Origin of the sequence: Bacillus sp. FSL K6-0268, from assembly GCF_038005425.1 — a bacterium.
In the GTDB taxonomy this organism is placed as follows: domain Bacteria; phylum Bacillota; class Bacilli; order Bacillales; family Bacillaceae_G; genus Bacillus_A; species Bacillus_A thuringiensis_S.
Map to the genome: position 1 here is coordinate 961,067 of NZ_JBBOTF010000001.1, position 21,483 is coordinate 982,549.

The window sequence follows — 21,483 nt, forward strand, 5'->3', positions numbered from 1 at the left end:
TCTTCAAATTGGAGGGAATGTTATATTCCCTAAAACTACAGATTGCTTTGCACCTGTTGCGCTCGGCACATTACTCGGATTACGATGATACGTTTCGTTTGCTAAAATCGCAAAGGCGATTGCTTCTTTCGCCGCTGAGGAATAGCCTAAATCTTCTTGAGTAAATATTTTGCATTTTTCTTCCTTTAATCCAAATCGTATCATTTCAACAAGTGTACGATTATAACTTCCGCCCCCGCCTAAAATTACTTCATCGATTTCATAATACGGAAAAATAAATTCCTGATAATGATGAACAATTGAACTTGCTGTAAACATTGTGACAGTTGCCAATATATTTTCTCTACTATGCTTTTCAAATCGATTCAATAATTCAGTCACAAACGCTTCTCCAAACTGTTCTCTACCTGTTGATTTTGGTGGTTTCACGTTCAAAAATGGATGGTTCATACAATAAGTCAAAATTTCATCTACAACTACTCCCTGTTTTGCAATCTTACCATTTTGATCATATGACAACTGAAATAATCTTTGACATACTTCATCGATTACCATGTTGCCTGGTCCAGTATCAAAAGCAATAACACTCTCTTTACTTCGTTTACTTGGAACCACTGTAACATTACCAATCCCACCAATATTTTGTAGTAGTCTATTTTTAGTTTGATGCCGATATAAAATAATCTCTGAATATGGTACAAGTGGTGCACCTTGTCCCCCTGCCGCCATGTCCATCGTTCGGAAATTCGAGATAACCGTCGTGTTCGTTTCATATGCTATTACTGCTGGTTCCCCAATTTGCAATGTTGAAGAAATAATATTCCCTTCTTGCTTTGGCTGATGATAAATCGTTTGTCCGTGAGAGCCTATTAAATTTAATTGTCTCAAAGGAAAATTGGCCTCTTTACAAACTTCCTTTACAGCATTGGCGAAGCATAAACCAAGTTTAAAATTTAAACTACATATAAGTTGGACATTCGAAGTTTCAATTGATAACGCTTGTTGGATCTCATTTTTCATATCATTACAAAATGGAACAGTAGTAAAATGGATGAGTTCGATTTTAGAATCTACACCACTTCCTTCTATATGAACGAGCGCTACATCTATTCCATCTAATGAAGTACCAGACATTACCCCTGCAATATACATAACGTGCATGACCTCCTATTTACTAAAAAACAATCATGTAAGTAACGAACGTACAACCAATCGAAAACAATATAAATCTAAAAAACAACTGAGCTTTCGATGCAAACGATCCATCAATGAAAGAAACAACTACCGTAAGCAAAACGCTTGCCGCAATACTTGTAACGAGCCATATACTATGCATTTGTGATAGATTTAGCATGCCTAATAAAGGGACAAAAAGTAAATTTGCACAAATCACTCCAAATAATAATAAAAATACGCCTTTATAACTAAATTTTATATTCATTCTATTTCCCCCTTTCTAGTTTTAATGTGAAAGAAGTGATAGACAAAAAGTCTATCACTCAAAATAACAGCGTGCAGATTAAGGATTAACAGATTCCCCGTCACCATTCTTTTCAATTTCAAGCATATTTTTGTCGTACATTTTAAAGAATGGTAAATAAATAAGGAACGATATTGCTATATTTATAAAAACTAATACAATCGCACGCCAATCTCCACCTGTTGCTAAATATGCACCAATTGGAGCAGGTAATGTCCATGGCGGCATAATATGCGTTGGTGTTACAAATCCCATCGCAGTTGCTGAATATGCAACAGTTGCTGTTACAAGTGGTGTAATGATAAATGGGATAATTAAAATTGGATTTAGTACAATCGGTAATCCGAATATGACTGGTTCATTAATATTAAAAATACCCGGAACAATACAAGTTCTTGATAATGCTTTCGAATATTTCGATCGACCAAATATAATCATAGCTAATACAAGCCCTAACGTCGCACCAGAACCGCCAATCCATATAAACCATTGATATAACGGCTCTGGTGAAATAAATGGCAACTGATCTGCTCCACTAGCAACTGCTTCACCATTTTTCCCTAGGTATACTTCCCATAATGGCCGAGCAACAGTTCCAACAACCGACACACCATGGATTCCGAATGACCAAAAAAACGTAATTAAAAACACTGGAATCATTACACCGAAGTAACTATCCCCAGCTTTTACTAATGGTGCTGCTAATTTATCAACAACATGGTGTAAATCAATGCTAAAAACGACAGTTACTAGACTCATTATAATAATAACGAATGCAGCAGGTATAAGTGCTTCAAACGAACGCGACACAGATGGCGGTACTTGTTCTGGCATTTTAATCATTACATTTTTCTTCTTACAAAATCTTAAAATCTCTACGGATAAAATAGAAACAATCATCGTCACAAATAATCCATGACCTCCGAGATTTGTCATCGGAAGCATAAATCCTTTTTTATCAATTAACTCAGGCGTTAATGTTAAAAGTAGTGAACATACCGCAAGCTGTGCTCCTGATAAAGCATCTAATTTATAACTTTTCGCTAAATTATATCCTATTCCAAATGCTATATATAAGGACATAATAAACATAGTTAAACGATATGGTATCAATATACTTGTTTGATTCTTTAATGCCCAAACCGATATGAAACTATCTTTCGGCAGTGGTGGAAATGCTACTATTAAAAAGAAGCTTCCTACTATAATAAATGGTAACGCCGAAATAACTCCATCACGGATTGCTTGTAGATGCCTCTGCTCAGAAAGCCTTGCCATCGGGCCAGATAAGTTTTTATCAAGAAACGTGACAAACTTATTCATAACGCTTCCCCCTAACTGATTAATTCATTTACAGTTTTTAATAAAGTCGGGCCTCCAAGTGGCGTGTATGCTTGCGGTGGAATGATGCCACACGGAATAGATTCCTCCTCTGCAAATTTTTTTACAGAATCAAATCGGTGTCTTATTTGAGGTGCCACCATTACGACATCCCAGCCATTCTTTACTTCTTCCTCTACCTCATTCGTTCCAATTGCATGCACTTCCATGTTCACACCATTTTTCTCCGCTTCTTTTTTTAAAGCGTTTACAACAATTGCACTGGACATTCCTCCAGAACAGACGAACAAAACCTTCATTTATTAATCCTCCTATACTTATAATTTATTACCCTTCAAATGAAAGGAAGTTTCACTTTACTAACAAGCATATGAAGTAGTAAATGAATTTAGTTATAATGAAAGTAAATTTCATTAAAAATATTTTTCCTATTAAATTAATGTTTCAATATGCAATTTTCTCTATTGCAAGGTCAACCTTGCCTCAGATATTATTTTAAATAATCATATGATAGGGAGGCGTATAAATGATCGTTAAACGTTTATTAATGATATGTTGTATCGTTATCTTGTTCATCCCTTTCTCTTTCATTCCCCCTCACTCTACTTATGCTGAAGTAAATACTACGTACAAAAAACATGAATTACGTGCTGTATGGATCGCATCAGTTCTGAATATTGATTGGCCATCAAAAACTGGCTTACCTATTGAAAAACAGAAGCAAGAATTTATAAGGTTATTAGACAATGTAAAAAGCACTGGTATGAATACAGTTGTTGTACAAATTAAACCAACCGCTGATGCTTTCTATCCTTCAAATTACGGTCCTTGGTCTGAATACATTACGGGTACACAAGGAAAAGATCCTGGTTATGACCCGCTCGCATTTATGATTGAAGAAGCTCATAAAAGAAATATAGAATTCCACGCTTGGATTAATCCATACCGAATAACGATGAATCACACCGATATAAATCGATTATCAAACTATCACCCTGCAAGGCAACATCCCAATTGGGTTGTCCCTTATGGCGGAAAGTTATATTACAATCCCGGTATTCCAGAAGTGAAAAAATTTATAACAGAAGGTGCTTTAGAAATCGTACAAAATTACGATATTGATGCGCTGCATATGGATGATTATTTTTATCCATATAAAGTAGCCGGTGAAGAATTTCCAGATCAGAAAACGTACGAAACATATAATAACGGTAGATTTACAAATATAGAAGATTGGCGACGTAACAATGTAAATGAACTTGTAAAAGATTTAAATAATGCTATAAAACAAGAAAAATCATATGTAAAGTTTGGCATTAGTCCGTTCGGCGTATGGAGAAATATAGCTGACGATCCGACTGGCTCTAACACAACCGCAGGCCAAAGAAACTATGATGACCTTTATGCTGACACACGTGAGTGGATACAAAAAGGATATATTGACTACATTACACCGCAAATATATTGGAATATAGGTTTCACCCCAGCTTCATATGACATATTAGTAGATTGGTGGGTTAAAGAAACAAATAACAAACCGATTCACCTATACATTGGTCAAGCGGCCTATAAAATTAATAATAACTCCGTCCCTGCTTGGTCTGATCCAGAAGAATATCCAAGACAAATTGCATTAAACCGGCTATATCCTGAAATCAAAGGTAGTATGCATTTTAGCTTAAAAGATATTAATAACAATCCACTTGGAGTTAAAGATAGACTCTCAAAAGACATATATAAACACCCTGCATTAATCCCGCCTATGCCTTGGATTGATCATAATCCACCAAAACAACCGACTTTAAAAGGTGCCATTCCAAGAAATGAAGGTATTGCAATTGGCATCATTGACAATAGAGATAATGATTCTGCTTATTACGCTATTTACCGCGCGAATGGGAAAAATGAAGTGGATATACAAAACCCAAAAAATTTACTTACTACTGTAAGAAAAACAAAACTTGGAGAAATTTATGTAGATAAAACCGCTATTTCCGGAGAAACGTATACCTATGTCGTAACTGCAGTTGATCGATTGCATAATGAAAGTGTGGCTTCTAGTAAATCTACTATTCAAGCAAAATAAAAGTAAGAGCCCCCATTTTTTTGAATGCGGGCTCTTACTTTTATTTTCGTAGTTCACTATATTGAATATGAATTCTATTCTCAGGGTTTTTATCTACTGTGTAAAGTACAAATAAGAAGAACCATTCTAGTGGCTTCATTAAAATATAAACAAAATCAGCCGACCATTTCGTATTAATATGTTTACTAATCGGATAACCGTATTTATCATAAAAATTACGAATAACTTTATGACATTTTGGTACCCGATCCTCAATTACATTTTCAAAAGCGTTCGCAATTAATAACTGTCGATTAACTGTAATTCTTTCCCCATGCCTAATTCCTGCTCGTAATGGCTTAACGATGTTTTTATGGCCTTTCACAGAAACTGTACATAAATAATGCCCATCCCCGGAGACAATTTGAGGACTTGGGGCAGGAATCTTAGAATAATTAAAACTACTTGTTTCCATAAACACTCTTATAAAACTATCTGGTTTTTGGCCAAACAGTATTAAAATAAATTGAACAATTAACAAGACAGGAAATAAACTTATCATCCAGACTGTAGCCATTTTTTGATATCCAAAAGAAATACGATACAGCAATAATATAATTCTGTTGCTCTGCGTATAATCTTTCTCATTCTGAGATTGTATGAAATAACCTAATGTATTTCTTAATTTAGCTAAGAATAATAGACTAAAGGCAAGCATTCCAACTTGAATACAAAAGACTGGAATGTATCTCAATCCTCCTAATTCCGTATAAAAGGCAAAGCCTGTATGGGTAATATAGATGAATGTATATACAATGTTTACTATCATTAAAGTACTATAAAAAATATAAAATATTGGTGAAAGTTTTATTAAGCCTGTTGTTAATTTCCAATACGAAACTCCACCTAAAATAACTAAGAGAACTACTATCGTAACGTGGTCATGGGCTAAAGAAGCATATTGATCAGACATCATTCCGTTCTTTTCAAATTTATGTAATGGTATTCCTGCTCTTACATCATTTGCATTCCACATAATACCTAAACCAAAGATAAAATAACTCAAACCCAGTGATAATATTTCCTGTGGCTCGAACTTTAGTATACTTGAGGAATTCTCCTCCTTCGATTGGAAACTATCCCAAGCTTTACTAATAGGGTAGCCAAGAAATATAAATAGAATTACAAATAGTATAACTAACTCAAATAGCACAATATCATACCCCTTTTATAATAATTGTTTACACAAAGTATAAAAAAACACTCTATATTTTACCATTTATTAACGTTTGTATATATAATTTCACAAAAGATTGCACTCTCTAAATTCACAAAAAAAAACGCCTAAAAGCTGAAACATTCAACTTTTTAGGCGATCTCTTCTATTTATTCTTAAACTTCTCAGTCGCTGCTCTCATCTTCACATTTAAATCGTGATCAATCGAGTCGCGAATATCTCGCTCTACTACTTCCATTTCTTTTTTGAAATTTTCCAAGTAGACCTTCAGTTCTTCTTCCTTCTCTGGTCTTTGTGAAGGTGGTAATTGTACTACCAACGATAACATGGCCGTTAAATCTTTCATTAAGAATGTTTCAAGTTTATGTTGTTGTTCAAACATGCGTTGCTCTTGATAGTACGGAAGTGCATTTAATACTGAAATTGTAATATCATCAACCGTTCTTTGTAATGAAGGATTTATTGAGTGTTTATACGCTTGAATTGCATTTAATGCGTCTGGATAACGGTCATAAAAATACAATTTGTAAAATGATAAGTCTGTCGGTTTTACAGTTTGCTGCGTTTCTTGTCTTAAGAAATCTTTCACTTTCATCGCAGCCACATCAATATCTTCATTCGTAAGCTTTTTCGTAGTTTTTGCCATTACATGCACTTTTTTCTGCTTTTCTTTCGGTAACATCGAGAAGACTTGCTCCCTCGTACGTTGACCTGATGTACAAAATAGAGTATTTAATGTATTTTGTTCTTTCTTTCCTTCGGTGCGAATCCAGCGATAAAACAGTGGATGTTGTGTAAATTCTTGTAGAAACGGTATTGATTTGTTTGATATCTTATCTAGAGAATCTTGCGCTCTTTTATATGGCTTCGTCCATGAAAAATACAGTTTCCGCCCGAAGTATACGACTAAAACAACGACAGTAAATGCTATTAAAAGCAATGTACCGAGTAGTAATAGTACTGTTTGAATGAAACTCATTTGTTCACCTCCTCTAATAATCAGTTATTTCCTTGGACGCTGAATGAGTTTCTGCTTCATCTCATCATTAAATGTGTCTAGTTCAATAACGAACTTCTTACTTGACTCAATAATACGTTCTGAAGATTTTTCAGATGCTTCAATTGCAGCGAACACATTTTGGAATGATTCACGTAATTTATCCATGCTAATAGCAGGGTTTTCAAGCAATTTCGTCGTTTCTTCTGTATTTTGTTTTAACGCTTGAGAATTACTTAATACCATCGATTCAATTGCTTCATTCGTCGCATTTACTGCATCAATTGTTTTACGTTGATTCGTTAATGCAAGCTGAATAGCAGCTGAAACTGTTACAACGTTTTGCGTCATCGTAATCGCATTACGTATTGCCTCTGTTAATTTTTCGTTATTTTTCTTAATGATGTCTACAGAAGCTATAGATTGTAATAATACACTTTTCGCTTGCTGCATATTACGTGTACGTACAAGTATCTTTTCTAATGCATCGTTAATTAACGGAATATCCCTTTGACGCTCTGGGTTTTGTTTCTCAGCTTCAAGCATGCCAGCAAGCTTTTTCCCTAAGTATACTTGTTTATCAAGAGCATGAATTTTATCGTGCGATTGTTCTTTTAACATTTCAAGACCAACTGTATCCTCTTGTAAGTTATCACGACCAATTAGAAGGGATCTAATAATTTCCTCGATTTGTTTATCTATAGATTGGTATTTATGCACGTATGTTTCAAGTGGATTTTTCTTGAATACTTTAAACATTATTTTCTTCATACCACTTGCTTTAAGTGAATTGGGATCAAGCTCTGATACTACTTTGCGTAATTCTAACAATGTATTTGGAATTTCTTCATTTTTCCCATTCATCATCGCTGTTACAGGGCGTTTTAAAGCTGATAACGTTTGTCCTGCTGCTTGTTGCTCTTTATCCCCTAAATCTCCTAGCTGAGACAATACTTTTGATAAATCTGTATTTTGCTCGCTATTTAACTTTTGTACATAAAGATCCGCTTCTTTATTTAGTTCCTCTAATTCTGCATCTTTTATAACTGTATCAACTACTACTTCTACATTATTATCTTTCACAATGGATACAGGTTCTTTTTTCTCGAGTTCAGTCAACAAAATCGCTCCTTTATTTATATGTGCGAATTTATATGCACTATATTTCATCAATTATATCGTATTTCATATACATTCTGACTGCTTGAAATCGACTTTTTTAGAAATGCCTGTTTATGCAGTCATTCCCTGTTTCTTACTATAAGTATACCTGTAATCAACATAATTTTCCTCAGACTTAAGACCTAGAGAACAACATGCTGAAGGCGGATTCTTCATATATTTCCTAAATAATTTACGTTCTTTCAATCGTGCTACACTCAATCTTTTGACATTCACCTGTTTTCAATGTGATAATTCTATTACACTCACTTCTATTTATTTTTGCGAGCTACAAATGCTCCCTTTTGAAACGCTAATAACACCGTTTCAAACGTATCATCTTCTTCAATCATTTTTATAAACTCATCTAATTCACTCGCATGAGAAGTTGCATTATCAACAACAAGAAAACCTTTTGGTTGTAACATACGTTTTATATGCTCAAACCACCACATGTATTGCGTGCGCTCTGAATCTAGGAAAATAAAATCAAATGAATGATCTAATTGCGAATCTAAAAATGCCCCGGCTTCTTGATTATGAATATCGATTCTTTGTAACAGATTTGCCTTTTCAAAATTGACAAGTGCCTCTCCAACTCGTTCTGAAGAAAGCTCTACAGTTGTTACATTTCCATTTGTTTCTTCTACCGCATTAGCTAACCACAATGTAGAATAACCATTAGAAGTTCCAATTTCCAAGATATTTTTTGCATTACACCCTTTTACTAAAATTGATAAAAATTGCCCCATCTCACGAGAAACATTCCGTAATTTTTCTTCCCTTGTTTTTTTATTTCGATCATGCTCTTCTCCATATTGTTCAAGTTGCAATAATAATGAATCTACTGTATCCATTCTTTTCATCGCCTTTCCAAGCAATATGATGAAAAAGCTCTTGCTGCCCGTCTACTTTTTATTATATGCGAAACAAAAACCTTTTTCCTGTTATATGACAAAGATTTATAATTTTTTATAGCATATTGTTTCGTTTTTTGGTAAAGTTAATTTCTACGTGCAATTATTCCATTCATATTATTTCATATTAAAATTGCAGTTATTAAATTATATAAACCCCATTTAAATGAATCGATATTTCAAATTCAATTAAGCGCCCTTTTCGGACGCATTTTCTTTGTTTATATATTTCCAGAAGAAAGGATGCTTACAAATGAACGTGATTAGCTTAGATGCTGCTCGAAAACGAAAGCAGCATAAAAAATTAATGATTACTATACCGATTATTACACGTATTTATGAAGAAGACGGGGAAATTAAATTTGAGGTAGCGGGCGAAAAAGATGTACCTCTTGAAATGTTAGAAAAATAATAAAAAACGCATTTCTGAAGAAATGCGCTTTTTTATATTTTTACATTTAAATGCATAAGTTTTTCAGGATTAACCATCATATAAATATTTGAAATTTTCTCATCCTCAAATGCAAACGAAAGAACATACGTTACTTTATTATTTATTGTAACTATAACTCCTGGTATACCATTTACCATTTTGAAATCAACAGTGTACTCTTCTGTCAATCGTTGTGCAATCCCAAAGAACAAACGTATAATTCGATCCGCAGAATAAATCGGATTAATCGCAGTCGTAACTTTACCACCACCATCAGCTTTGAGTATAGCATCTGTTTTTAATACTTCTAACATACCTTCCGCATCCCCACACTGTAATGATGATACAAACTTTTCAACATAAGAAGCCATTTTCTCCGTGCTTAATTTTGATTGCTTCGGTTTCTCCAAAATGCTTTTTCGTGCACGTTGAAAGATCTTCCTGCAGTTCACACTACTCTTATCAACAATTGAAGCTATTTCTTCGTATTCATAACTGAAAACCTCTCTTAATATGAAAACAATCCTTTCTACCTCAGATAGTTGTTGTAAAAGTAATAAATATGCGGTGGAAAGGGATTCTTTCATTATAAATGACTTTGATGGCTCATCACTCTCGTCTACAAGTGGCTCTGGTAACCACATCCCTACATACACGTTACGTTTATGCGCTGCCGATCGTAATTTATCAATTGAACGATTTGTCGCCATCTTACATAAATATGCTTTCATATTTTCTATAGATTGAGGATCTTCTATATTATTTAGCGAGATAAATACATCCTGAACGATATCCTCAGCATCCATAACACTCCCAAGGATTCTGTATGCTAACGAAAATAATAATGGTTGATACGCTTCATATAACTGCTCCGTTTCCATGATGAACTGCCTCACTTCCATATTGCTTTAAAATGTGTAACGCTGCTCGTTTCCCGCTTGCTACCGCAGCATCAGCTAATATTTCATCATGCCCTGCCCAATCTCCTGCAACATAAACACCTGGCATTTCAGGTATATTAGGACCCGGCTTTTCAACACGGTCAATATGAGGAAAATCATGTACTACTGTTATTTTCGGTAAATATTGCTGTGCAACAACTTCTCTTTTCCAATTTGGATGTAACAACTCCATCGTACTTTCCAACTGTTCTTTATCTTCATGAATATGATTCATCTCTCGCATAGGATTATGGTACTTAATTAGACTCACTGCAATTGATCCATCTTCACTTAATTTAGCTGCTCTCGATTGATTTGTGAAAAATATAGGTTGATCTAATCCTAATACAAATTGATGTGTAGGATTGGGTAATTGTCTCAAGCCAATATCTAATGCAGCAACAGTAACCGGTACCGATTGTTCATTCCATCTATGCAAACTTGTTCCTTCTGCACCTTTTATTATTTTACAAGCCTCTTTTGGCGGAGTCGTCACGATGACTGTATCTACTGCAAAAACCTCATCATCAACACAATGTATTCTTTGTTTATCTTCATAATGCTCTATTTCCAAAACATGCTTTTTAGCCAAAAATTTTACCCCGACATCATTCGCTAAATCTCTTAATTTTGTTATTATCGTCTCCCAACCACCATCTACATAAAGCACTCCTTCTTTTATAGAAAGCTGTATTTGCTTTAGTACAGATGATGCTAATTGTATTGTAGGAGCAAACGTATATGTTGTTGTCCGGCATAGCGCATAAAATATATTACGAACCATTGGATCTTTTATTTCATTTTCTGCCCATGTAGTTAGACTCATTTTCGGAACTTCTCCTACATCTAAATTTCCTAAACGAATCATAAGACGTGAGAATTGTACTTTTGCAGACCACGAAAGTAGTGGTGTTGATAAAATTGAGCGAAAATCTGTTGGGATGGTGAATATATCCCCTTTCCATATTCCATGTGCTTTTGTAGATGGTATTCCACCTGGAAGATTCAAACCGAGCTCATTAAAAGTTATAAACGCTGCCCCGCCTCTATATAAAGCATGTGCACCAAGATTCATGCAGATTCCATTTTTATTTATAGTCATCCCTCGGCCACCGAATTGACTGGATTTTTCTAATACAATCACTTTCTTTCCAGCTTTCGCTAAATATATAGATGCTGTTAATCCAGCAAGCCCACCGCCAACAATTGCTACATCAAATGTATTCATAATAAAATCCCTCCTTATCGTTCTACATACAAGACGAACGATTAAGGAGGGATGTGACATGAAAATAAATTTTTATTACCCTACTTTATTTCATTACTTTTTAATTCGGTCATATTGCATACGAAATAACTCAATTGCAAATGGAATATCCTCTTCACTCTTTATATAATAACTGATCCATCCTGATTCAGGTAATACGTGATGTGGTTTTACCAATCCTTGCTTCACTAATTCATCTCGCTTTAACTTCGGAAATGGTAAATCAGCTAATTTATCACCATGAAGATGGCCAAGTTCTTTCTTACCATAATTTATTTCAATACCACCAAATCGATGCGGTTTTTCAGAAACACCCGCCCAGCTGAGTACTTCATTTCTAATCATTTCACTAAATGACATGAACATTCACTCCTTATAAATGATTGATGTACTTTTAAATTAACATTTTCATTACTTTTTTCCATCAATCCAAAGTATGAATGGGAATACGAATATAGTTTAATCTTTATACTTTATTCTTTATGGAATAAGTGAATTTATTAAGCTACCGACAACAGCACAAAACAAAGACTAGACACATATCCTAATTTTGTAACCTAACTTACCTATAGAAAGGCGGGTAATACAATTGACTGCCAACATCGACTATACCTCCCCCTCAACCAATTTTACTTATGATGTAAATAAAAGTAATTTTTTTCGGAAAGATGCCCAAAATTATATAAATGTACTTGGTATTAAACAATTAAACACTTTAGAAAATACTTCTTTATTAGATATTTATTTAAGTACAGGAAATGTTGTAGAACCACATATTCATCAAAATGCAGCTGAACTTGTTTATTGTATTTCAGGGTCTGCTGTTGTTTCTTTACTTAATCCATTTACGAATCAAATATTAAACTTACCGATAAAACCGGGGCAAGTTGCCAACATTCCACAAGCGTGGTGGCATTATGAAATTGCTACAGCTGATAATACTCATTTATTAGCTATTTTCAATGCCCCAGCGCCAGAAGTTATTTTCGGTTCTGATATTTTAAGATTAACTCCGGCTCATATGATGGCCCATACTTACTGCCTCAATGAACAACAATGGAAACAAGCGGTTTCTCCTATTCAATCAACTACTGTTATTGGCCCTCCGGCAAACTGCAATCAAAACCGTGGAATGAAAAATTACCCAACCCAGCCCCTCCCTCAACAACATAATCCGTATCCCCAAGATTCTTATTACTTTCCTCTTTACTGGGGCTATTAATTTGTAAATTTTTAAAAGAATCATCATTTATCTCCTAGGAAAATACCGAGGAGATTTTTTTATTGTATGTTCTCTTCCTATTAATAATAGTAACAATTGATAGTGTCCATACATATAATATTTATATATTAAATTGGAGGTGATAGTACTATGAGTAATTATAACTATCGAAAAAACTACTCTTATAATAAAAATAGTAGCTCTTCAGCATCCTCTCAATCTTCCAATTCCCAATCTTCCAATTCCCAATCGCAAAGAGACTTAACTCAGCAAGGCTATGTAAAGAAAAAAGGATGTAACTGTAATAAAAATAAATAGTTTATTTTATGGATGAATTCTTTTGTAAAAGAATTCATCTTTTTTTGCTGACCGGAATTTTTTTATGTTACATAACTTATTCCTTAAATAGGAAAGGATAAATTATACTTTTTATACGAACTTAACAAAGAGTGATTATTCAATTGATTTATTACCTATTCCCCCAAAAAATATAGTCCTTCCTAAATTTAGGAAGGACTATATACAAACCTCTGTTTAATTTCCTACTAAACGTTGTAACAAATTAAACGATATTAATACCTGCACTTACAAATCCAGCAACTGCAGCTATTGGACTTGCTGCTGTTAATGAAACATATAACAGTATTTTATCCCCAGCCGCTACTGGAATAGCTTCAGCTATGATTCCTGATGCTGTAGAACCAATCGCTATTGCGGCAAATGCTGGTGTTAATAATAGAGGTGCGCCTTGTACTGTAAACGTATTGCTTGCTGCAGGTGCAGTTAATATTTGTATTTGCACTTGAACAGGTGATAGTGGAGCTAATGCAGCTGTTGCACTAAAGAAACCTGCTAATGACGTAATAGTTCCTGCGCGCGGTGCTACAAATGCATAATCACCTATACCTAATGCTAATGTGATACTTGTTCCACCAGTTAAAGCTACACCAGGCTGACTAAATCCAAATCCAAGAAGAGTTCCTGTATTAGCTATTAACGCGTTAACTAACGCAGATGGAGTTGTACCTGAAGCAAATGGAATAATAGCTCCGCCACCAGTTGCACCTGTTGCTCCAGTTAAACCTGTTGCTCCTGTTAAGCCTGTTGCTCCTGTTGGGCCTGTTGCTCCTGTTGGGCCTGTTGCTCCTGTTGGGCCTGTTGCTCCTGTTAAACCTGTTGCTCCTGTTTAGCCTGTTGCTCCTGTTAAGCCTGTTGCTCCTGTTGGGCCTGTTGCTCCTGTTGGGCCTGTTGCTCCTGTTAAACCTGTTGCTCCTGTTAAGCCTGTTGCTCCTGTTAAGCCTGTTGCTCCTGTTGCTCCTGCTCCTGTTGGACCTGTTGCTCCTGTTGCTCCTGTTGCACCAGTTGCTCCTGTTGCACCAGTTGCTCCTGTTGCTCCTGTTGCTCCGCCTCCTGGACCTGTTGGGCCGCCTCCTGGAGTTGCACCAATTAATTGAGTTAATAAGTTTAATAAAAGTTGTAAACTTGCCGGATCAATTTTTAAAGAAAAGAAAAATGGTGCAAGAGCACTGTAGAATTGTTGTAATAAAGAAAGTAATTGACTTAGATTTGGGTTAGGAGACTGTAGTAAATTAATAATACTTTGAATTAATTGTTTTAAGAAATTCCCTTCTGGGGAAGGTGCTAATTCATTTAGTAAGTTCAATAGTTGAGTAAACAAATTTCCGTAGTCTTTTCACAATAAAATAGTTAAAAAGAAAGGGCTACATACTATACGCGAAAGATTATTAGATAATGAAATTTATATTAAAGACTAATTGTTTTCGAGGGAGGGCATGGCCTATAGTGGTTAGGGAATTATTAGACAATACAATAAAATTTGAAATATAATAATAATGCCAGTGTATCTTTTTACTCAATGTGGGTACGCTTTCGAGCAGTAACTCTTAAACAAGTTTTGGAGCGTTGGCGTATATAGAAAAAAACTCCTTCAAAAAGGAGTTTTTTTCTATATTTTAAACTTATTATAAGAAAATAAGTCGTTTACTCTGAATCTAGACAAGATTTTATTTAAGGTGTGCAGAGCCTTGTACCCATAAGTAGCGGAGTGCCCCAATTGCATATAAGAGGTCTAGGAATATAACGCTAGCCCCAATCCAGTTATGGTCGGAAACACCTTAAAAGGTCACTGCACATACAATCATTATAACAAATCAAGCAAAAAAGATAAAAAAGTTCGTAAATTATGAAGGGAATAGAGCGCTAGATAAAGAATTTTGTCTTTTAGAAATTTAAAAGACTATATGCAAATGAAATTCGAAAACTTATATAGTATTTAATAAAATTAGCGGTTGAAATTCTTTAATTATTTGGGGCTGGCTCCTGGTTAGACCTCTTTACTTAATATGAAATTTAAAGTCTGGCGTTATAGTCCTGACATACTACATTGGGCATTAAGCTCTAACGGAAAATTGGACAGTCAGATTTATATATCGCTAGGAGGATTTATGTATGAGTGAAAAAACTGTAGCACCCTTTCGTTTTATAGAAGATTCCAAGGAAAAAGAGAAAGAAAATAAAAGGATGATATATCAGTTATTTGTGGGAATTGACATTGGTTCTACCTTTCACGTAGCTAGCTGTATCCCTTTCCAATCCTTTTTAGATCCTAAGGGACGTGAATGGAAACGATCAAAGACAATGAAGTTTAATGCAGACAGTCTTGGAATAACTCAATTTTTACAAGCCTTAGAACACATGGAAAAGCAACTAGGAATTTATAGATCAGATTTCTTGGTTTTACTAGAACCAACAGGTGGTCACTACTCTTATTTGCTTCAACAAGTTCTTTTGAATGGAAATTTTGATGTATATTTAGTGGAAAATTCCGCAGTAAAAGACTTTCGAGAAAAACATTTAGGAATTACTGAAAAATCAGATGCGGTAGACGCAAGGGTAATGTCCTATATGGGGTGGCACAAAACGTTACACCCTTACATGAAAGGGGTTAATTTACTTAAACCAGCTTCTGTGACTCAATCTATTTTTCGTTCGTTAACCCGCGACAGATGGTTACTAAATACTCAGTTAACGCGGCGTAAAAATCAGGTACAGCAACTTTTAATGGTTACGCATCCAGACTTAAAAGTAGCATTTAAGAAACTAGGAACACCTTCTGTGATGAAGTTTGTATTAAAGTATCCAACTAGTAAAGATCTAAAGCTAGCTACACAGGAAGAACTACGACAAACAATGATTGAATCTGGAGCAAAGCGAATAGCTACAAAGGCATCTGAGGCACTAGCAAAAGTTACAGCAAAGTCTATAACAATTGATGTCCCCCATTTAGTTGGAAGACAAAGTTGGATAATTGAAGAAGCGTTACGTATTGAAGAAAGTATTAAAGGGATTGATAATCATATCCAAGAATTACTCCATGGAAATGCAAGCAAAGGTATTAAACCTCATCCCTATACAGAGTTATTATTCTCTTTTCCTTTTATGAGCGATAATTGGGCTTGTACTCTTATTGGAGCCATTGGTGATATTGAACGTTTTAATACATATAAAGAGTTTAAAAAATATCTTGGTGTCTCGGCAGAAAATAAACAATCAGGAACATCTGTAAAGGGTACAAGAATGACCTTTAGTGGTGTTCGAGATGCACGTCGAGTGCTCTTTCAAATGGCGATGATTATTATTGCGATGAAAAACCAACCCTCCGTATTCAGTTTCTATTATCATCGTCTAGTAGAGCGTAAAATGAATGGTAAAACAGCAATTGGTCATATGTGTGGGAAAATTGCTAAAATCCTTTATATGATGCTTAAAAAAGGGCAAAAATATGATCCTGTAAGACACGCCCAAGCAACAGGTATTCCTTGGGATTCTGTTTACGATAAAAGAACAAAAAGTGTAAGCTCAGACAAGTATTATCAAGAAGCATTAAAACTTGCAGGAAATTCAGCATCTGATAATGTAGAATTGATTGAAACAGAGATAGATTGAGAATAAAAAATTCTTTTTTATTAAAAAAATTTAAACATAACAAAGATTTTTAATTCATCTTGGTTATAAATGATTGAAATGTGTTCGAAACAGTACGAATCCCCTCTATAAGGGATACATCTTTATTTCAAACAGCCAACTATCTGTAAGTGTTTTAAAACATAACAAGTAATTGTGGGAGGTATCAAAGCTAAGATGAGTTTTTGTTTTCTCTCTTAGGATAGCACTACACTACATTGAGTAAAGCTAATCTGTTTGCATCACTTGGATTTGCAAAAAACGCTGCAACAGCCGCTATTAAAGAGTTTAGTAAAGTAATTAATCTACCTAATTGCTCACTAGTAATTGGAACTGTCTGTGGATTGTTACAGCAATCTGGAGTGAAAACAATCGGATTATTGCAGTGGTTATGACCGAAACAATTATTGCTTGTCATTTATGTCCTCCTTACTTGTTTTATATTTGAGTTTTTCCTATTATAAGGATCATAAAGTTGTAAAAGAGTATGTGTTATATATTGACTTAAAATAGGAAACATGAAATATAATTAAACTTGCAAACGCTATTTAATTATGTTCATGACTCACATATTAATTATATGTTTTTAATAATTGACTGCTTAGATTAAATACCTAAACTTAAGAGTTTATTTTATTTTTCCACGTTTATCTCTTAGGTTCAAATACACATATTAATTTGAATATACTCAACAATTAACGGTGCCATTTTTTACATATAAATTCACATTATTTCTTTACTAAAATTGTGGTCTCTTTTTAAACATGAAGCCGTTTGTATCATAGAGAACTCTCATATAATATATTGAAAAATTCATTCTATATTTTATTCCAATACACAATGAAAAGGATTGAAAGTAAATTTCCTATCATTCAACCATTTATAACATCTAGAAATTGAATGTACCTTCACTTAATTTTAACTATTTAAATATGAAACAAAAAGGACAGATTCCTTTTCATTAAGGATCTGTCCTTTTAATTAATAATGATAAATTGTAATATAATTGAAGATCCTTGCGATGGTGGTTGCGTATCCAATAAAGTTAATTTACCAGTACTCACTTCATATAATGGTTGTGGCTGCAGTATTCCGTTAACAAACAAATTAATATAAGAAACTTCACTAGGAGACAAAATATTTGTTGTACCATATTGAGGTATCCCGTCAGTATCTGTATATATAAGTTTCTCTCCATCTGCAAAAGTGTAATATAACAAATTGGTTGTTGTTATAGGGCCAATACCCCCAGTAGGACCTGTTGCTCCAGTTACTCCCGTTGGTCCTGTTATTCCAGTTGGTCCCGTTATTCCGGTTGGTCCGGTTACTCCTGTTGGTCCTGTTGGTCCTGTTGCTCCGGTCGGTCCCGTTATTCCGATTGGTCCCGTTTCTCCGGTTAGCCCGGTTACTCCGGTCAGTCCCGTTACTCCCGTTGAACCTGTTATTCCGGTCGGTCCCGTTTCTCCGGTTGCTCCCGTTATTCCGATCGGTCCCGTTTCTCCGGTTGCTCCCGTTATTCCGATCGGTCCCGTTATTCCGGTCGATCCCGTTTCTCCGGTTGCTCCCGTTATTCCGGTTGAACCTGTTATTCCGGTCGGTCCCGTTTCTCCGGTTGCTCCCGTTATTCCGATCGGTCCCGTTATTCCGGTTGCTCCCGTTATTCCGGTCGATCCCGTTATTCCGGTCGGTCCCGTTATTCCGGTCGGTCCCGTTTCTCCGGTTGCTCCCGTTATTCCGGTCGGACCTGTTTCTCCTGTTGGAATATAAATTGGTGGAAGAATCGGAAATGTAGGTCCAATATTTTCTGGCCCTATCATCCCCTTATTCAATGATAAATTGTCATTGCGTTTCAATTTAATACCTCATTCCACATGTTTTTTAATTCATACACATCATTATGATCCTATTATTCAAGAATGACTTTATAACTATTCTCTTTTTCTTCCCAAAGAATTATTACATATATTAAACATTTTACCGTTGCTATAACCGCTTTAATTAATATAATAAATAAATCATTCTATTTAAAAATTACTAAATCTATAACATTCTTATTTAAAAAGATGAGGTGATTTATATTCAAGATAATAATGAAATTAGAAAAAAAGAAATAATGTCAATGGCCCTTGACATTATTTTCCCTTACAGGCTTACTGGGCCTACCGGGAGTACTGGACCTACCGGAAGTACTGGACCTACCGGAAGTACTGGACCTACCGGAAGTACTGGGCCTACCGGAAGTACTGGACCTACCGGAAGTACTGGGCCTACCGGAAGTACTGGTTTAATCGTTACAACAAACTCTATGTTCGCTAATAATACATTAGGTGGTCCCATCTCTGTGATATTAGGTGGCACTAATATTCCTCTTTCTAATAACCAAAGCCTCGGTAATTTTACAGTTAACGCCTCAAACGATATATTTACAATTCCTGTAACTGGAAGATATCATTTAACCTATCAAGTTAATACGACAACCTCTCTACTTGCTGGAACAAGACTACTATTAAACGCTTCTACGCCAATTCCTGGCTCTATTTTTTCTCCCGCGTTATCAACTTCAAATTATAGTAATAATTTAATTACTAATTTAAATGCTGGTAATACAATTTCACTACAATTATTTGGTATATTATCCGTCGTGAATTTAGTTGGAGGCGGATCAACAGGTGCCTCTCTTACAATTATACGAATTGATTAAAAAATGATTCATTCTTTTTATAATAAAAAATCTAAATACTCACTTAGTAAATGTTACTATAGTGATTAAGTAATAAAAACAAATTATACTATATCCATAGTAGAAAACATCTATACTAAATTTTCCGTATATATATTATCAATTTACACTTCCCCCAAGTCGATGTTACATTAAAGATGAAGATTGTTTCTCCTTTACAGACCATCTCAATATGTATTTGAGAAACATCTCCAATCCTATACGCGAGAGCAATACTATATTGACACTCAATTGAGTGTCTTTTTTTATTCAAAAAAATAAAACCATCTCTTATAGATGGTTTTAACAATACACATTTACTTTTACTCTTTATATTATTGCCAGCTTATAAAGCTGGATAATAAATAGTCATACTTAACCGAGTTAATGTTCTTCCTGAATTAGTATAAGTATGCGGTCTATCCGCCTTAAAGCGAATTGAGTCTCCATTATTTAACGTATATTGACAATCATTTATATCAATTTTCAATTCCCCTTCAAATACCGTTATAAATTCCTCAGTACCCTCTTTATGTGCTTCTGAACTTAAATTCCCTTCTGTTTCAATTTCAACCGTATAGATTTCGAAGTTTCTATCATCTTGGAAAGGAAATGAGGGATACACTTTATATCTCCCATTGTCTTCAGACAATGCTTGAACATCATTTCGTAAAATCACTTTCGTATCAGGCTGTGGATTATTAATTAAAGAGGTAAAGGATACTTTCAAACCATTAGCAATTTTCCATATTGTTGTTAGTGTCGGGCTTGAATCTCCTCTTTCAATTTGTCCAATCATCGTTTTACTTACACCTGTTAATTGAGAGACCTTTTCTAAACTTAATTTTTCTTTTTCACGTATTGATTTTAAATTTTTTGCCAGAATAAGTTGAATTTCTTCCATAAAAAACACTCCTACATTGTATACAATATAACGTCCGTTATGTATAATAAAAAGCACACGTTATATTGTTCTTTTTGATCATTATAACATACAAAATAATTAGGGGGTTTTTAAATGCCAATATTTTCTTTTTTGTTATTTGTTTTTATAAGCAGCTTCACACCTGGCCCTAACAATTTCTTAGCTATGACATACGCAAATCAACACGGATTAAAGAGAAGTATAAACTTTTGCTTTGGAGTAGCATTCGGTTTTTTCATCCTCACTTCTTTATGTAGTTTCTTTAATATTGTATTAATTAATATTGTACCTATAATTGAATTGCCTTTAAAGATTTTAGGTGTCGCGTATATGCTATATTTAGCCTTTAAAATAATCACTAGTAAAGGCAGTACAGAACCCGATGAAAAAAATAATAAAAACTTATTTACAGTGGGTATTTTTCTTCAATTTGTTAATCCAAAAGGAATATTATTTGGACTCACCGTAGTCTCTACTTTTATACTCCCTTACTACAACTCATATTCAATTTTTCTACTTTTCTCATTATTCCTAGGTATAGTTGGTTTACTGAGTACATTTAGTTGGAGCCTTTTTGGTTCCATGTTCCAAAAAATTTTATTAAAACATAATCAATTATTTAACATCATTATGGCTGTTTTATTGATTTTCAGTGCTATTTCAATTGTTATTCACTAGCTATTAACTCATTCTGGGTGCTTTTTATCCTCTTTTCTGTATACATCACATCAATATTATAATAATCTTAAAATGTTTTTATTAATAATCTATTTCGTAGTTTCACAATTTATGGA

General features: G+C 34.4%; 19 protein-coding genes and 2 pseudogenes. 6 read left to right on the forward strand and 15 right to left on the reverse strand.

All coding sequences use genetic code 11. From position 1 onward, the window contains the following. Positions 1-3 precede the first annotated feature (3 nt). The 4 genes from anmK to MHI28_RS04775 all read right to left on the reverse strand — a co-directional run bounded on the left by anmK (position 4) and on the right by MHI28_RS04775 (position 3,120). Positions 4-1,152: an anhydro-N-acetylmuramic acid kinase AnmK gene (gene anmK / locus MHI28_RS04760; protein ID WP_000274975.1), complete on the reverse strand. Its 1,149-nt coding sequence runs from the start codon at positions 1,150-1,152 to the stop codon at positions 4-6. Between the two features lie 22 nt (positions 1,153-1,174). Next, complete coding sequence (locus tag MHI28_RS04765; RefSeq protein WP_001021963.1) at positions 1,175-1,441, reverse strand: hypothetical protein; 267 nt, start codon at positions 1,439-1,441, stop codon at positions 1,175-1,177. A 78-nt stretch (positions 1,442-1,519) separates the two neighbouring features. Then, complete coding sequence (locus MHI28_RS04770) at positions 1,520-2,803, reverse strand: PTS sugar transporter subunit IIC (RefSeq protein ID WP_001032277.1); 1,284 nt, start codon at positions 2,801-2,803, stop codon at positions 1,520-1,522. A gap of 11 nt (positions 2,804-2,814) precedes the next feature. Continuing rightward, entirely contained in the window at positions 2,815-3,120 is a 306-nt protein-coding gene (locus MHI28_RS04775; protein ID WP_000865907.1) for a PTS sugar transporter subunit IIB, read from the reverse strand. 227 nt (positions 3,121-3,347) lie between these two features. On the opposite strand from MHI28_RS04775, the gene MHI28_RS04780 reads away from it, so the two are divergent. Then, on the forward strand, positions 3,348-4,907 hold the full coding sequence (locus MHI28_RS04780) for a glycoside hydrolase family 10 protein (RefSeq protein ID WP_000636020.1): 1,560 nt from the start codon (positions 3,348-3,350) through the stop codon (positions 4,905-4,907). Positions 4,908-4,947: 40 nt separating this feature from the next. Here MHI28_RS04780 and MHI28_RS04785 read toward each other — a convergent pair whose 3' ends face one another. The 4 genes from MHI28_RS04785 to MHI28_RS04800 all read right to left on the reverse strand — a co-directional run bounded on the left by MHI28_RS04785 (position 4,948) and on the right by MHI28_RS04800 (position 9,147). Further along, positions 4,948-6,099 (reverse strand): DUF6688 domain-containing protein, encoded by a 1,152-nt coding sequence (locus MHI28_RS04785; protein WP_000895913.1) that lies wholly within the window; start codon positions 6,097-6,099, stop codon positions 4,948-4,950. Positions 6,100-6,268: 169 nt separating this feature from the next. Beyond that, positions 6,269-7,102, reverse strand: coding sequence for a DUF3974 domain-containing protein (locus MHI28_RS04790; protein ID WP_086412981.1), 834 nt, complete (start codon positions 7,100-7,102; stop codon positions 6,269-6,271). A gap of 24 nt (positions 7,103-7,126) precedes the next feature. Beyond that, a complete protein-coding gene (locus MHI28_RS04795; RefSeq protein WP_000137396.1) occupies positions 7,127-8,239 on the reverse strand; it encodes a toxic anion resistance protein in 1,113 nt (370 codons plus the stop codon). Between the two features lie 314 nt (positions 8,240-8,553). Beyond that, a complete protein-coding gene (locus MHI28_RS04800) occupies positions 8,554-9,147 on the reverse strand; it encodes an O-methyltransferase (RefSeq protein ID WP_002094007.1) in 594 nt (197 codons plus the stop codon). Positions 9,148-9,451: 304 nt separating this feature from the next. Here MHI28_RS04800 and MHI28_RS04805 point away from each other — a divergent pair, with 304 nt between their 5' ends. Further along, entirely contained in the window at positions 9,452-9,610 is a 159-nt protein-coding gene (locus MHI28_RS04805; protein WP_001100984.1) for a hypothetical protein, read from the forward strand. Positions 9,611-9,642: 32 nt separating this feature from the next. On the opposite strand, the gene MHI28_RS04810 is transcribed toward MHI28_RS04805, so the two are convergent. From MHI28_RS04810 to MHI28_RS04820, 3 genes are all read right to left on the reverse strand, one after another. Continuing rightward, positions 9,643-10,512 (reverse strand): sigma-70 family RNA polymerase sigma factor, encoded by an 870-nt coding sequence (locus tag MHI28_RS04810; RefSeq protein ID WP_000447145.1) that lies wholly within the window; start codon positions 10,510-10,512, stop codon positions 9,643-9,645. Next, positions 10,490-11,800, reverse strand: coding sequence for a phytoene desaturase family protein (locus tag MHI28_RS04815; protein ID WP_086412980.1), 1,311 nt, complete (start codon positions 11,798-11,800; stop codon positions 10,490-10,492). Before MHI28_RS04815 ends, MHI28_RS04810 begins: the two co-directional genes overlap by 23 nt. Positions 11,801-11,893: 93 nt before the next feature. Then, positions 11,894-12,199 carry a luciferase domain-containing protein gene (locus MHI28_RS04820; RefSeq protein WP_000010317.1) on the reverse strand — a complete coding sequence of 102 codons (306 nt, stop codon included), beginning with the start codon at positions 12,197-12,199 and terminating at the stop codon, positions 11,894-11,896. Between the two features lie 229 nt (positions 12,200-12,428). Here MHI28_RS04820 and MHI28_RS04825 point away from each other — a divergent pair, with 229 nt between their 5' ends. Then, positions 12,429-13,061 (forward strand): cupin domain-containing protein, encoded by a 633-nt coding sequence (locus tag MHI28_RS04825; RefSeq protein ID WP_000126322.1) that lies wholly within the window; start codon positions 12,429-12,431, stop codon positions 13,059-13,061. Positions 13,062-13,623: 562 nt separating this feature from the next. On the opposite strand, the pseudogene MHI28_RS04830 reads toward MHI28_RS04825, so the two are convergent. After that, positions 13,624-14,742: pseudogene (locus MHI28_RS04830) on the reverse strand (exosporium glycoprotein BclB-related protein); the annotation flags it as partial. A 788-nt stretch (positions 14,743-15,530) separates the two neighbouring features. On the opposite strand from MHI28_RS04830, the gene MHI28_RS04835 reads away from it, so the two are divergent. Beyond that, positions 15,531-17,027 (forward strand): IS110 family transposase, encoded by a 1,497-nt coding sequence (locus MHI28_RS04835; protein WP_340827659.1) that lies wholly within the window; start codon positions 15,531-15,533, stop codon positions 17,025-17,027. A 232-nt stretch (positions 17,028-17,259) separates the two neighbouring features. Here the strand turns inward: MHI28_RS04835 and MHI28_RS04840 are convergent. Continuing rightward, a pseudogene (locus MHI28_RS04840) lies at positions 17,260-17,463 on the reverse strand (hypothetical protein); the annotation flags it as partial. 559 nt (positions 17,464-18,022) lie between these two features. Then, positions 18,023-18,898: a DUF4183 domain-containing protein gene (locus MHI28_RS04845; RefSeq protein ID WP_340827660.1), complete on the reverse strand. Its 876-nt coding sequence runs from the start codon at positions 18,896-18,898 to the stop codon at positions 18,023-18,025. A gap of 215 nt (positions 18,899-19,113) precedes the next feature. Here MHI28_RS04845 and MHI28_RS04850 point away from each other — a divergent pair, with 215 nt between their 5' ends. Then, positions 19,114-19,746, forward strand: a complete 633-nt coding sequence (locus MHI28_RS04850) for a BclA C-terminal domain-containing protein (RefSeq protein ID WP_340827661.1) — start codon at positions 19,114-19,116, stop codon at positions 19,744-19,746. 364 nt (positions 19,747-20,110) lie between these two features. Here MHI28_RS04850 and MHI28_RS04855 read toward each other — a convergent pair whose 3' ends face one another. Beyond that, positions 20,111-20,668, reverse strand: a complete 558-nt coding sequence (locus MHI28_RS04855) for a helix-turn-helix domain-containing protein (RefSeq protein ID WP_000391292.1) — start codon at positions 20,666-20,668, stop codon at positions 20,111-20,113. A 114-nt stretch (positions 20,669-20,782) separates the two neighbouring features. On the opposite strand from MHI28_RS04855, the gene MHI28_RS04860 reads away from it, so the two are divergent. After that, complete coding sequence (locus MHI28_RS04860) at positions 20,783-21,367, forward strand: LysE family translocator (RefSeq protein WP_001121280.1); 585 nt, start codon at positions 20,783-20,785, stop codon at positions 21,365-21,367. Positions 21,368-21,483 lie beyond the last annotated feature (116 nt).

What these genes read in the sequence shown, in the direction of transcription:
- MHI28_RS04775 (WP_000865907.1), bottom strand. Translation starts at nt 3,120, where the DNA reads ATGAAGGTTTTGTTCGTCTGTTCTGGAGGAATGTCCAGTGCAATTGTT.
- MHI28_RS04820 (WP_000010317.1), bottom strand. Translation starts at nt 12,199, where the DNA reads ATGTCATTTAGTGAAATGATTAGAAATGAAGTACTCAGCTGGGCGGGT.
- MHI28_RS04770 (WP_001032277.1), bottom strand. Translation starts at nt 2,803, where the DNA reads ATGAATAAGTTTGTCACGTTTCTTGATAAAAACTTATCTGGCCCGATG.
- MHI28_RS04800 (WP_002094007.1), bottom strand. Translation starts at nt 9,147, where the DNA reads ATGAAAAGAATGGATACAGTAGATTCATTATTATTGCAACTTGAACAA.
- MHI28_RS04810 (WP_000447145.1), bottom strand. Translation starts at nt 10,512, where the DNA reads ATGGAAACGGAGCAGTTATATGAAGCGTATCAACCATTATTATTTTCG.
- MHI28_RS04780 (WP_000636020.1), top strand. Translation starts at nt 3,348, where the DNA reads ATGATCGTTAAACGTTTATTAATGATATGTTGTATCGTTATCTTGTTC.
- MHI28_RS04855 (WP_000391292.1), bottom strand. Translation starts at nt 20,668, where the DNA reads ATGGAAGAAATTCAACTTATTCTGGCAAAAAATTTAAAATCAATACGT.
- MHI28_RS04815 (WP_086412980.1), bottom strand. Translation starts at nt 11,800, where the DNA reads ATGAATACATTTGATGTAGCAATTGTTGGCGGTGGGCTTGCTGGATTA.
- MHI28_RS04765 (WP_001021963.1), bottom strand. Translation starts at nt 1,441, where the DNA reads ATGAATATAAAATTTAGTTATAAAGGCGTATTTTTATTATTATTTGGA.
- MHI28_RS04835 (WP_340827659.1), top strand. Translation starts at nt 15,531, where the DNA reads ATGAGTGAAAAAACTGTAGCACCCTTTCGTTTTATAGAAGATTCCAAG.
- MHI28_RS04805 (WP_001100984.1), top strand. Translation starts at nt 9,452, where the DNA reads ATGAACGTGATTAGCTTAGATGCTGCTCGAAAACGAAAGCAGCATAAA.
- MHI28_RS04790 (WP_086412981.1), bottom strand. Translation starts at nt 7,102, where the DNA reads ATGAGTTTCATTCAAACAGTACTATTACTACTCGGTACATTGCTTTTA.
- anmK (WP_000274975.1), bottom strand. Translation starts at nt 1,152, where the DNA reads ATGTATATTGCAGGGGTAATGTCTGGTACTTCATTAGATGGAATAGAT.
- MHI28_RS04860 (WP_001121280.1), top strand. Translation starts at nt 20,783, where the DNA reads ATGCCAATATTTTCTTTTTTGTTATTTGTTTTTATAAGCAGCTTCACA.